Raw genomic sequence first — 13,018 nt, forward strand, 5'->3', positions numbered from 1 at the left:
TTTTACAATTGCAATTCAAATCCTGGTAAAACCTCTTCTCCAGAAAGCAATACAGGAAATTGGAGAATTTCTACAGGTTTTCCTAGTCGGTAAATTTCCACTTGTTTGTCTTGGGGATTTATTAACCAACCCAAACGCAAACCATTATCTATATATTCGGTGCATTTTTCTTGCAGGGTTTTTAATCTGTCTGTTTTTGATCTGAGTTCAATAATAAAATCTGGTGTAAGTGGGGGAAATTTTTCCCGTTCTTCTTCTGTCAATGCTTCCCAGCGGTCTAATTTTATCCAAGCAACATCAGGTGAACGTTTTGCACCATTGGGAAGTCGGAAAATGGTTGAGGAACTAAATACTATTCCTAATTTGCTTTGGTAATTCCAATTACCTACTTTAATAATTAAATCAGCTTCACTACGGCCGCTTTCTCCTCCAACTGGTGGCACAATAATTAATTCTCCTTGTGCATTTAGTTCCAAGCTTACATCTTTATTCGCCATACAGAGTTGATAAAACTGCTCATCTGTCAGGCAAATAACTGGATCTAAGTTTAAGGTAACTGTATTCATAGCAGATGATTAGTATAATTGTTCTGGTTTAAATTTTTCAGAATCAGTCGGTTATCCTTCTTCATTATCACCAAAATCAGGTTCAACACCAAGAGCGCGTAATTGTGCTGCTAATCTTTCTGCACGTCTTCTTTCTCGCTCCCCTTGTTTTCTTTCCCGTTCTTCTGGTGTGAGAACCCAGTTACCTGAAGCATCATACCAGCGTAACCACTGCCGTTCAATTCCTTCATAGACACCTTGCCACAGTCCCAAACCTAATTCAATATCATTTAACCACACACGCGGTTGATTGACTTCCAATTCAGCATAACTACTTCCCTGTAACTGAAATGCTCTTAACTGGTCAGTGTAACGGTCAAAAACTAGATAATAGGGTACTCTTAAAACTCGTTCGTAAACTTCCCACTTAGTTGGAGGTTGACTAGCATCTCGTAGGGTTCTCCCTAAATCTTCTTTTTCTGTTCCTGGTGAAATAAATTCTACCACTACAAAAGGATTAACGCCTTCTTGCCAAACCACATAACTGAGGCGCAATTCTTTTTGTGCATACAACCTGGGGACATCAACGACAGCAAACCAGTCAGGGCGTTTATACCATAATGGATGATGAACATCGTAGTAAAGATTTAAGTCTGTGGCGATAAATACCTGATTTTCCGGGAACTTTGATGGACAAAAGGTTTCCCGTAATAACTGGGGTTGTAAAAGATGAAATTCGTCTGGCAAACCAGGTTCCTCTGGATCTTCGCTAGGTAAATCATACATTGTCGGTAGGAATTCCTTAGCAGAACGCGGTGGGTCTGTTTGATACATAACGGCTGCAAAAAAGAAATGTCAACTTCACTATCAATACCTTGTCCATTTTCTGTAGGTTGGGTTAAGCGACAGCGCAACCCAACCAATGCGTTGGGTTTCATGCTTCAACCCAACCTACAAATCTTGTTTAGAAAAAATTTTAGTGCATCATAATTTGGCACATCGAATAAAAAAATTACCTGTTCAATTTTGATTAATTTAAGCTATACTATTCAGTAGTGTAAATTCATATCTATATTTACACTGAACACCTCAAGCAACTATAATGTTGAATGAGGTGAAATTAAATATAAAAAGGAGCAACATCAGATGTCTTACGTTTTATGTGTTGTTCTGGCTTTGCTTTCTCTGGCTTTTATCTCCAGCAAGACTGCCGAAATTGCAAATTCAGGCGTTTTAATGTTCCGTTCAATTGAGCAGATATTAGAGCGATGGATTAATCGCAATAACTAAGAAGTACGTTTAAGTAGGTGCTACTACTACTCGTACGTTCCGTAACAGAAACGGGTGGACTCACCGGAGTCTGCCCTTTTTTTATTGACATATTTAACATGATACACACTCTCCCTATCGTCGTCAAGTCTTACAGGAGTTTTTAGATTATCGTAACGAGTTTTTCTCGTTCCTAGTCAGAGACTAGGAATGCAGTTGATGAGGCTCTGCCTCAAGTACCAGCACAAAATCGGGTAAAATGGCTTTTATTCTGGGATTGGAGGCAGAGCCTCCTGGTAGGCATTCCCAGCCGGAGTCTGAGAACGAGGGATATATTTTTTATTTTCTTAAATATCGTATTCATATCACCTTTGTCCAAACTCCAAAAATGTGATGCTTGGGGGGAGGGAAGCGATCGCTTGTAAATGGTAAACTCTAAAAGTGCGCTTAAAAATTCTATAAACTGATTAACCAGTGACAGATCGAATCAACTTGAGTATCATTTGTCATATTAGCAGCATTGCTCAATTTACCAGATTCTAAATCATTCCATATTTCCTCAGCCATACGTTTTTCAATAGCTGCACCAATGAAAAATGTATGTGGTGACAAATCAATTTGAGAAAATGCCTTCCATATTCGAGATAAAGCAGTTCTCGCTGTTTTCCAATGTTCATCAGCACCAGCAGGATCAATTCCTCCTTTTAATTCCCCCAGTGCAATATAAAGATTGGAAATTTTATAAGTTGCTGGAGAAATTTCTTGATAACCACAGTTGAAAAGACAAACATCAATATTACTTTTCACTAAAGGAACTGTCAGATTATAAATTATTGTTCTATTTTTATTGCCAATAGACCAACTTAAACCCTTCACATATAAATCTATTCCTGCATCTTCTTCTGTCATCGGAATCCATGTTTTAGTTGTAGAATGTAACCAATAATAACGAATATTAGCAAGTGCAAGATTAGCCAAAATTGCGCGAGTTAATTTACGCTGTGCTAACACTCCACCTACATTTCTCATTGAACCACCTAGGGTATCTCCTCTTGTTAGCAAAAATCTATAAACTAATTCTTCTACAAAATCTGAACCTGCTGGTTCTAAAAACTCTTTAATTAACCCTTGAATAGCTTGTATTTTATCCTGTGGCTGTAAATAACCTGCGGCTTTATCAGAAACTCCAGATGCAGCTAATAAAGCAGGTTGTATTTCTATCAGATTCATTAAATCAGCAGGATTATTAACTTGAGAAGCAATAGTTTTTAATACTCTTGCTTGATCAATAAATGGTGTAGCCCGACGGTTTCTTTCAATCGATAAAGCAACAAAACCAGCCCTAGTTTTTTCATAAGTTGTTACTAAATCAAGACCTGTATTTAAATGATTTTTATATGCCAATTTTAGTTACCTTAATTTGATTAAATTAAACTTTTCTCCAAACATAAACGCATTTTCTCAGTGCATCACGTCCATGTATTCCCATTTGTTGGCTACTATTACCTTTAGTATTAGGTAAAACTAAAATATTTTCTACTTTAAATCCCAGATACTCAGCTATATTCGATAAAATCATATCCACTGAAATACTCACACCAGCATAACGCACATTATCATTAATCATAAACATCAGCCCTTGTGGTTTCATGACTCGATAACATTCATAAATTATGCAGGCCATTTCATAAAAATAACCTTTTACCATTCTCGGAATACCATTATTATTTAATTGTTTTTGTAATTTTTGTTCTTCCAAATATTGCAAAATGGCTTGGAGTAATTTTTGCTGATCTGTAGCCAAAATAGCATTTGACCATTGAGAATTAATTGCTAATAAATCTTTCGGTCTATTCTCAACTGTACAGCTTAACATTTGTTGTCTAAGATTAACTATTTCCTCTTGTCCTACTCCTAACAAAGCAAGTTCTAAAGCATAAGTTCTAGTGTAATCATAACGGTTACAATAAGGAGGAGAAGTAAGAATTACATCATAATAAGAATTTGGCAATTGTGGCATTATATCTAAGCTAGAACCTGTAAACAAACGAATCCCACCTTGTTTAGTTTTACTGGGAAAAAGTTCACCTTGTTGACTCCCAATTTGAATATCTGCTAAAATTTCCGTAATTTTAAGACTAATTGCCTGTTTAAAGCTGAGAATTTTTCCTTTATTAAAAGGTATATTACCTTGTTGACGACTAGAACGATAATCCCAACGTAAATATTGCCCATCTTTGCGAGTGTAACTAATTGCTTCTAAAACACATAATAGTGCAAATTGTAATACTTGCTTGATTCTACAATTTTCATCTTGGTAAGCACCGATATATTTTTGAATTTCGTTTAATGTCTCTTGAGGATATGCACCTGTCGTAATTTTTATTTCTTGAATAGTTTGTTTAGTTTTTGATTTCTCCCAAGGACAATTTTTAGACCAATATAAAATTTTTGTGAAATCATCTGCTGTAAATTCTTGTTCTAAGATAAGCCTAGTATTTATAATTTCTTTTCCAATAGATAGTAATTCAATTCCATCAGCATTTAATCCTATATTACTAGCTGCAAATAAAGTTGTTCCACTACCAGCAAAAGGGTCTAATATTTCGCCAGATTCGATTATATATTTATCTAGTAAATATTCTACTAATGAAGCAGAAAAAGCTTCTTTATATTTGTACCATCGATAAATAGGTTTAAGTTTATTAGCCTGGAAACTAACAATCTTGCGGTTGAGAACATCTTCTATGCAAAATTTATTAGCAAAGTTCTGGTATAGTTGGGTGTTAAGATGTTCAATTTCAATATTTTGTGTTTGATGATTTGGTGTTTGAGGTTCTAATTGTTGAAAATCAAGCATTATTTAAAGTGATTAAAAATATTGGCAGACGTTTTTTTTTACATCATAGCGTAAAAAAATTACCCCTCTATCTAATCCTAGAGGGGCTAAGACGTAAGGAGTTAATAATAACTCGCCGATTTGCGATAATGTACGGCTGTGACAGCATCTTGATTTAAGACTTTACCATCATCAACAGTGGCATAAACCAACCAATGATCACCAGCTTCCATCCGGCTTTGGACAGAACATTCCAGATACGCTAAAGCACCATTGAGAATAATTCCGCCATTATTGGCTTCTTGAATGTCCAAACCGGCAAATCTATCTTGTCCGGGGGCGTAAACTTTCATAAATTGCTTACGGATTTCCTTCCCTTCCGCCAAGATATTGACTACAAATTTGTTATTTGTGTAAGTCATAGTTTCCATAGCCCGTTCTTTAGCTACTGCAATAGTTAAACCAGGAGGATTAAAACTGGCTTGTGTCACCCAAGAGGCTAACATTCCCGTTTTTACTTCTCCTTGAATCGCTGTAACTACACACAAAGAACCAACAATCCGCCCTACTGCTTGTTCGACATTAGTAGCGGGTTGTCTAGCTACAACTGATTTTTTCGCGGCGCGTTTCAATGCTTGGGCGAAATCAGTTCCCGCTTCTTCGCAGGTTTGTAAAGTGACTTCATTGGGTTTGAATTTAACGCGAATAGTGTCAAAACCAAATCTGTATCCCGCGTCTTTGAGTTTGCTTTCAATTAAATCAACGGCTTCTCCACTCCAACCAAAAGAACCAAACACACCAGCTAATTGATTGTTAGTAGCAGTAGAGAGGACAATTCCTAAAGCTGTTTGTACTGGTGTGGGTGCGTGTCCTCCTAATGTGGGTGAACCTATGACGAAACCGGCGGATTTTTCAATTGCGGCTTTGATTTCTTCGGGTTCGGTAAATTCGCAGTTGATAGATTCGACACTGACACCAGCTTTGGTGATGCCGCGAGCGATCGCCTGTGCTAAAGTTGCAGTATTGCCATAGGCAGAAGCATAAATCAAAGCCACCGTCATATCAGCGGAAGTTTGCTGTTTAGTCCATTCCCGATAGCCTTTGGTAATATCAATTAAACCATAGCGGACTATTGGACCATGACCAGTAGCGTACATTCGCATCGGCAAATCTGCTAATTTTTCTAAAGCTGTTTCGATTTGTCTGGCGTGAGGTGCCATTAAACAGTCAAAATAATAGCGTCTATCTTCGTTAAATACTTCCCAACCTTCATCAAAAACTTGATCTGAGCAAATATGCGCTCCAAATAATTTATCAGAAAACAAGATTTCCGTTTGTGGGTCCCATGTACAAAGTTCGTCAGCGTAACGGGGGTTAGGTGTGGGAATAAATTGTAAATGATGTCCTTTTCCTAAATCTAGGGTATCTTCTCCCCGCATGACCAAAATTTGTAAATCGTCTTTTTCCAATGCAGCGCGGAGATTTATCGCCCCTGGATTAGAACAAACAAAGGTAATTTGGGGGGCAATTTCTAGTAAAGCTTTTAATGTTGCGGCGCGGTTGGGGTTAACGTGACCAAGAATCACATAATCGAGTTTTTTGACATCAAACCGCTGTTGTAAGGCTTGGAGGTAAATTTCGGTAAAAGTTTCGCCAGGGGGGTCAAGCAGGGCATTTTTATCGCCTTGGATGAGATAAGAGTTAGCCGTTGTACCCTTGGCTAAAGCATATTCAATTTCAAATCTTAATCTAGCCCAACTGCGCGATCGCAATACTATGGTATCTGTACCAATGGGCAATATTTGTACGTCACGGGGTTTAGTAGTCATTGGTCAGTTGTTAGTTGTCAGTTGTCAGTTGTCAGTTGTCAGTTGTTCGTTGTCCGTTGTCCAGAATTTTATTTTCTATTCCCTATTCCCTATTCCCTATTCCCTCTTTCTAATAATGGTTTCCTACTTTACGGTGGTGTACTGCTGTCATTGCGTCAGGGTTAGATACTCTACCGGCGTAAGCTGTGCTGTATACTGCCCAATGATCGCCACAATCCATGCGGCTGACGACTTCGCATTCTATGTATGCTAGGGCATCTGTAAGGATGGGTGCGCCATTTTCGGCGGGTTGGGTTTTGACTCCTTGAAAACGATCTGCACCAGGGGCAAATCTTTTTAAGAAGTGTTTCATTAATGGTTGATAGTTGCCTTCTTCGAGTACATTAAGAACGAAGCGATCGCCTACTTGCATGAGTGATTCTATGGCTCTATCTTTGGCGACGGCGATGGAAAAGCCCAAGGGTTTAAAGCTGGCTTGACTTACCCAGGAGGCTAACATGGCACTGGATACGTCATCTTTTTTGGCGGTGATGATATATAAACCGCCGCTAATTCTTCCCAAGGCTTTATCTAAATCAGCACCAAGAGATTTCATGGCTTTGATACTTTTGTCTCTTGTCACCCATTGTCCTAAGTCTGTACCCGCTTCTTCGCACTTTTTGTAGATGTTGGCTGTGGGTGTGTCCCGAATTTCAATCACGGGGAAAGCAATATTTAAGCCTAACGCCCGGAATTTATTTAAGAGTGGATAGGTAGGTTCATCATCTCCTCCACCGGTTTCAAAAATGCCAATTGCTTGTTTTTCTTTGGCAGAACCTAAAACGGTACTAAGTGCAGCTTGAATGTTAGAATTGCTGGATGCTGGGGGCATTCCCACGACTAAACCTGTACAACGTCCTACCAGTTCTCGCAATTCTTGTAATTCGTTAACGCTGGCTAAATCTACGACTTCGACAGCGACACCAGTTTTTGTAATCCCGTTAGCGATCGCTTGGGCAATGCGATCGCCAAAACCGTACTCGGAGACGTAAAATATCCCTACAGGGGTTTCCGCTTTGGTTTGTCCTTGACTCCAACTGCGATAACGTCCGGTTAATTCTTCAACATTATGGTATAATAGTGGTCCGTGTCCGGTGGCAATCATGCGAATTGTTTTCAATTCTGCCATGCGCTTCATTGCGGAAAGGACAGAACGGGCATTTGGTCCCATTAAACATTCGTAGTAATATTGAAAATCGGCTTCTATTGCTGCCAAATCGTCATCAAAGGTACTTTCTGAGCAGTAATGTAACCCAAAAGCATCGCAGGTGTAGAGAATTTGGGTTTTGTGGTCAAAGCTGAAAATGGTATCCGGCCAGTGTAAATTAGGAGCAATGACAAATTCAAATTCATGACCATTGCCTAAATCTAAGCGATCGCCATTTTTGACAATTTTGCGGTTAAATGGTTGATGTACCATATCTTCCAAAAACTGAATTGCCACTTTTGACGCAACTACAGTTATATTTGGCGCAAGTTGTAACAAGTCTTTTACTAAACCGCTGTGATCTGGTTCAGTGTGACTAACAATTAAATAATCAATATCTTGGGGATTGATTAAACCCGTGAGAGTATCAAAATAAAGTTGGCGAAATTTTTCATGGGAGGTATCAACCAGGGCTATTTTTTCACCCCGAATCAGAAAAGAGTTGTAGGTTGTACCATTTTGTAAGCCAAATTCAATATCAAAGCGATCGCGGTCCCAATCCAAAGACCGAATTGCGGTAGTATTTTCACTAATCTCTACAGTATTTATAGTCAGACGCTTTTCTAGTTTATCGGTGAGCAATACCATAACGCCCCTCCTTAAAAAATTGAGTATTTATGCCTTTCCCCTATTGTGGCACAGCTTGAATATTAATTTTTATTAAAAAACCTATAGCTAAGTTAAGAAAATTAAATTGGTATATAGATAATAAACAACGATTCAAGAGGGCGCAGGCCCTGCGCCCCTACAGGCTTGACGATTTGCTATTTAAGTGCATACTGCTATATTTTTAGCAATCAGCTATCAAAAAAAGACGGAAATATCAATCTATGATAGCTGAATAATTTGGTGATCTCAGCGTTTGGCTAGTTGTGGAGTTTTTCCTTTTAAGCCAATCATTAATTTTAGTGCGAATATTTTGACGATAGGAACTCGCTGCATAATCCATAAACCTAAACGGCGAATTATGACTATTGGTAAGAAGTTGTTAGAAAAAACCCGATCTAATAAATCGGTGAAACCTAATATTGCCAGGTTTTCTTTTTTTCTCCAGTTTTCATATTGTTTGAGTACGGAAATATTGCCAATATCTTGACGATTTTGATGTGCTGTTTGGATGATTTCAGCTAATGCGGCTGCGTCACGAATCCCTAAGTTTAAACCTTGTCCACCGACGGGATGACAGTTATGGGCAGCATCACCTATTAATGCTAATCTGGGGAGAACATAGCGATCGCTCTGCATTAACTGGACCTGAAAAATAAATCTGTCTCCCAATAATTCCAATTTCCCCATTTGATCACCATAGCGTTTAGTCAGTTCTGCCAAAAATTCCTGATCATTCAACGCACACAAAGCTTTTGCTTCTTCATGGGGTGCTGTCCAAACAATGCGACAACGGTTTCCTGGTAAAGGTAAAATTGCAAAGGGACCACTTGACCAAAACTTTTCGTAAGCGGTGTTATTGTGATATTTTTCTGGTTTTACAAAGGCCACAATACATGATTGCCAATATTTCCAACCTTTGGTTTTAATTCCCGCAGCTTGACGAATGGGAGATTTAGAACCATCGGCAGCTACTAACAATTTACTGCGAATTGTCTGATTTTCGTCGCCAATTTTGATGTTAATTTTAACTATATCTAACTGATTTTCTGTATTGATAACTTCCGCTGGACACAAGATGGTTACATTTGGACAACTTTGCACAAATTCCTGTAAAGGTGCTAACAGTGCAGAATGTTCCGCCACATAACCTAATTCTGATGTCCCTAAATCATCGGTTTGGAAGTTCACCACATCAGGATAATCAGCATCAGATAGACGCACTTGGTTATATTTGGCAACATTGGGGAGAATTTTGTCCCATAAACCAATTCCTTGGAAAATTTGTGCTGATAACATATGTACAGCATAAGCCTGTCCTTTAGCCACTGCGGCTGATGCAATTCTAGCTTCAATGAGGAGAATCTTTAAACCAGAGTCTTTTAAAGCTGCGGCTAGGGTTAAGCCGACAATTCCACCACCGACTATGACCAAATCATAATCATATCCCCAGGAGGTTTCTGTGGGGGTGTGGGGGGATGAAAGAGTGGGAGTAAGCGGGGAGAGGGACATTGTGAAGATAAATTACATAGTTTTAATTATTATTGTGACGCGATCGCCACTGATGATCAAGATAAATAAAGGAAACGATCACGGATTTTACGGATTTCACGGATTTCACGGATTAAATAATGATGAAGTAATTATGTAATTCTTAACTTTGTGATCGTTCTGTAATTCTATTTTATAGAGTTTAAGTTATGAATACCATTGGTTTACCCGATTGACTTTTTGAGTTGATCACTTTGTCCTGCTGTGACAGACTCGATAGTGAGATTGATGTTATTTTGTTTTTGCACAAACTCTTTTATCCCCATCGCCATACAAACTATGACACTCAATTTATATTTACTGCGACATGGCGAAACTACTTTTAGTCAAAGTGGTAATTTCTGTGGTGAAACTGATGCAGATTTGACAAAAGAAGGGATGCAAATGGCATCCAGTTTTGCTGATGTTTATCAAAAATTGGACTGGTCGGCGGTTTATGTTAGTCCGATGAAACGCGCCATTGCCACTGCCAAGCCATTTTGTGATGCTACTGGGATGAAGATGCAGGTGCGGGAAGGACTCAGGGAAGGTAGTTATGGACAATGGGAAACTAAGAGTAAATCCTTTGCTCAAGAAAATTACGCAGAAAACTATGTAAAATGGTTGACAGAACCTGCTTGGAATGCACCTATTGGTGGAGAAACTGCGGTGGAGATTGCTAACCGTTCTATGCCTGTAATTGCGGAAATTCAAGAAAAACATCCCCAAGGTAATGTTTTAGTGGTTTCCCATAAAGCCACGATTCGGATTATGCTTTGCAGTTTATTGGGGATTGATTTGGGACGGTATCGCTATCGGGTGAATATTTTGGTCGCTTCAGTGAGTATGGTGAAATTTGATGTGAATGGTCCTTTATTGGAAATATTAGGCGATCGCCATCATCTACCAGATCATATCCGCTCTCGTCCCGGAACATAATAAATCAAAACTTTTTAAACACCTTCTTATTCACCCTCAAGCCAAAATATTTCCATTAACTCTACTTTAGGTAGTAGCAATATTTCTTGAGGCTGAGTAATCTTAAACTTATTAATGCCTGAAAAACGTGTAAGTACCCTGGAAATAATTTCAGGGTCTTTTTTTCTTTTTTTTTAGGACTTACGCAAGTGTCACACTAAAAATTTGTTGTAGGGTGCGTCAGATATCAACAATCTGTTTATTTACAGGATTTATGCGGTCTGACGCACCCTACCAATGTGCCAGTTGCGTAAGTCCTGTTTTTATCGAAAGCAGGGATAGAGAGTAAGGGGAAAATTATTATTACCCATTACCCATTACCCATTACCTATTACCTATTTTCGAGCAAAATGTTTTTCCATGATTTCTAAAATCATGGGTGCAGCGACACTACCACCACCACCACCGGAATGTTCAGCAAAGGCTACCACTAAAACTTCTGGCTTATCCGCAGGTGCATAAGCGCCAAACCAAGCGTGATTTTCTTTAACTTTTCCCCTCCAAGCTTCTGCTGTACCACTTTTACCAGCTATAGGAGGAAGAGAAGGGACATTTAATACCTTACCTGTACCTTCAGTAATTACCTTTCGCAAGCCATCACGCAAAATTTTAATGGTTATGGGTTTGAGATTTAATGATTCTCTCCAGCTTCTAGCTTCTTCATTATCCTTCAATAAATGTGGTTGGACTCGATAACCACCATTGGCAGGTACAGCAAACATCACAGCGGTTTGTAAAGGAGTAGCTTGTAAAGCCCCTTGGCCAATGGACATATTTACTGTGTCACCGACACTCCAAGGTATCTTCCATGCTTTCCGCTTCCAATTATCATCGGGAACTAAACCTTTAGCTTCTTCTGTAGTAAATTCAAACCCAGTTTTTTGACCAAATCCATATTTACGAGTCCATTCAATTAATGTTGGTCCACCAACTTTCTTAGCAATTTGATAAAAGAAAGTATCGCTACTCCACTGCATCGCCCCGACAAAACCCAAAGGTCCAAAACCAGCATGATTCCACTCACCAAACCTAGTTCCACCAATAGTTAAAGAACCATAGGTTTGCAATACTGTATCAGGAGCAAATTTACCTGATTCTAATGCAGCCGTTGTCGTGACGATTTTAAATGTACTGGCTGGAGGAAAGGCGCTAATGGCCCGATTAACTAAAGGATGACCAGAACCTTGAACGGTTTCCCAATCTTTTTGAGAAAGTTTTTGTTTAGAAAATATATTGGGGTTAAAAGTAGGATGAGACACCATTGCTAATACAGCCCCATTTTTGGGGTCAATTGCCACTATTGCGCCATTGCGTTTACCTAAAGCTTTTTCGGCGGCCATTTGCATATCTAAATCTATAGTTAAGTGCAAATCATTACCAGCTTTTGCTTGTTTACTTCCCAATACTCGTAAAGGCCTACCGCTACCATCTACTTCTACCTGCTGACCGCCCCATTCACCTCTTAACAATTTTTCATAAGCTTTTTCTACCCCCATTTGACCCATAACATCTCCCAATCGGTAGCCCTCTACTTTCTTTTTCTCTAACTGTTCAGCGGTGATTTCACGGGTATATCCAAGTATGTGAGCCAACTCTTGACCATGAGGATAATAACGAACAGCTTCTGTATTTATTTCTACTCCTGGTAGTTCATTTTCATACTCTTTCAGTGCTGTCACCTGTGCTTCGTTTAAATTGCGAGAAATGCGAATTAGTGATGAAGGATTGACAGCAGATTGCTCAAGTATTTTCTCAATATCTGTTTGGGGAGTGTCGAGAATTTTTGCTAAACGTGGACCGACTACCGACCAAGAGAGTTTGGTATGTGCCATTGGCCATAAGTACACAGAGCGGGGATAACGAGTGCTGGCTAATAATTTACCATTCCTGTCAAAAATATTACCTCTTTCTGGTTGTTTGGGAATAATCCGAATGCGGTTGGATTCTGCCCGAATGCGGTGATTTTTTCCTTCGATAATTTGTAAATATATTAATCTAGCGCCGATTCCAGATAACATTAATAATGTGAATAAAATTACAAATGTGGATTGGACACCACGTCCAACTGTGCGTGTATTTTTTGTTATACTAAGTAATGATGGTAAAATAGTCATAAGAACTGGGGACTGGGAACTAGGGACTGGGGACTGGGGACTGGGGACTGGGAACAACTGAC

The 13,018-nt window shown here is 39.0% G+C and carries 10 protein-coding genes; 2 read left to right on the plus strand and 8 right to left on the minus strand.

All coding sequences use genetic code 11. The features are described from left to right. Positions 1 to 2: 2 nt before the first annotated feature. Both FJR05_RS14955 and FJR05_RS14960 read right to left on the minus strand, forming a co-directional pair. Positions 3 to 566: a Uma2 family endonuclease gene (locus tag FJR05_RS14955; protein ID WP_168644825.1), complete on the minus strand. Its 564-nt coding sequence runs from the start codon at positions 564 to 566 to the stop codon at positions 3 to 5. Between the two features lie 51 nt (positions 567 to 617). Next, on the minus strand, positions 618 to 1,379 hold the full coding sequence (locus FJR05_RS14960; protein WP_168644826.1) for a Uma2 family endonuclease: 762 nt from the start codon (positions 1,377 to 1,379) through the stop codon (positions 618 to 620). A 312-nt stretch (positions 1,380 to 1,691) separates the two neighbouring features. On the opposite strand from FJR05_RS14960, the gene FJR05_RS14965 reads away from it, so the two are divergent. Beyond that, on the plus strand, positions 1,692 to 1,835 hold the full coding sequence (locus tag FJR05_RS14965) for a hypothetical protein (protein ID WP_168644827.1): 144 nt from the start codon (positions 1,692 to 1,694) through the stop codon (positions 1,833 to 1,835). Positions 1,836 to 2,270: 435 nt separating this feature from the next. Here FJR05_RS14965 and FJR05_RS14970 read toward each other — a convergent pair whose 3' ends face one another. The 5 genes from FJR05_RS14970 to FJR05_RS14990 form a co-directional block, all read right to left on the minus strand. Then, on the minus strand, positions 2,271 to 3,218 hold the full coding sequence (locus FJR05_RS14970; protein WP_168644828.1) for an AvaI/BsoBI family type II restriction endonuclease: 948 nt from the start codon (positions 3,216 to 3,218) through the stop codon (positions 2,271 to 2,273). A gap of 25 nt (positions 3,219 to 3,243) precedes the next feature. Beyond that, a complete protein-coding gene (locus FJR05_RS14975) occupies positions 3,244 to 4,674 on the minus strand; it encodes a DNA methyltransferase (protein ID WP_168644829.1) in 1,431 nt (476 codons plus the stop codon). A gap of 101 nt (positions 4,675 to 4,775) precedes the next feature. Next, the gene (locus tag FJR05_RS14980) at positions 4,776 to 6,482 is read right to left on the minus strand and encodes a diflavin flavoprotein (RefSeq protein WP_168644830.1); all 1,707 of its coding nucleotides are present in this window, start codon (positions 6,480 to 6,482) and stop codon (positions 4,776 to 4,778) included. A 109-nt stretch (positions 6,483 to 6,591) separates the two neighbouring features. After that, positions 6,592 to 8,316: a diflavin flavoprotein gene (locus FJR05_RS14985; RefSeq protein ID WP_168644831.1), complete on the minus strand. Its 1,725-nt coding sequence runs from the start codon at positions 8,314 to 8,316 to the stop codon at positions 6,592 to 6,594. 267 nt (positions 8,317 to 8,583) lie between these two features. Beyond that, positions 8,584 to 9,846: an FAD-dependent hydroxylase gene (locus FJR05_RS14990; RefSeq protein WP_168644832.1), complete on the minus strand. Its 1,263-nt coding sequence runs from the start codon at positions 9,844 to 9,846 to the stop codon at positions 8,584 to 8,586. A 318-nt stretch (positions 9,847 to 10,164) separates the two neighbouring features. Here FJR05_RS14990 and FJR05_RS14995 point away from each other — a divergent pair, with 318 nt between their 5' ends. Further along, positions 10,165 to 10,803 (plus strand): histidine phosphatase family protein, encoded by a 639-nt coding sequence (locus FJR05_RS14995; protein ID WP_168644833.1) that lies wholly within the window; start codon positions 10,165 to 10,167, stop codon positions 10,801 to 10,803. Positions 10,804 to 11,177: 374 nt separating this feature from the next. Here FJR05_RS14995 and mrdA read toward each other — a convergent pair whose 3' ends face one another. Next, on the minus strand, positions 11,178 to 12,956 hold the full coding sequence (mrdA, locus tag FJR05_RS15000; protein ID WP_168644834.1) for a penicillin-binding protein 2: 1,779 nt from the start codon (positions 12,954 to 12,956) through the stop codon (positions 11,178 to 11,180). Positions 12,957 to 13,018 lie beyond the last annotated feature (62 nt).

This window comes from Dolichospermum sp. UHCC 0259 (assembly GCF_009711935.1).
GTDB lineage: Bacteria > Cyanobacteriota > Cyanobacteriia > Cyanobacteriales > Nostocaceae > Dolichospermum.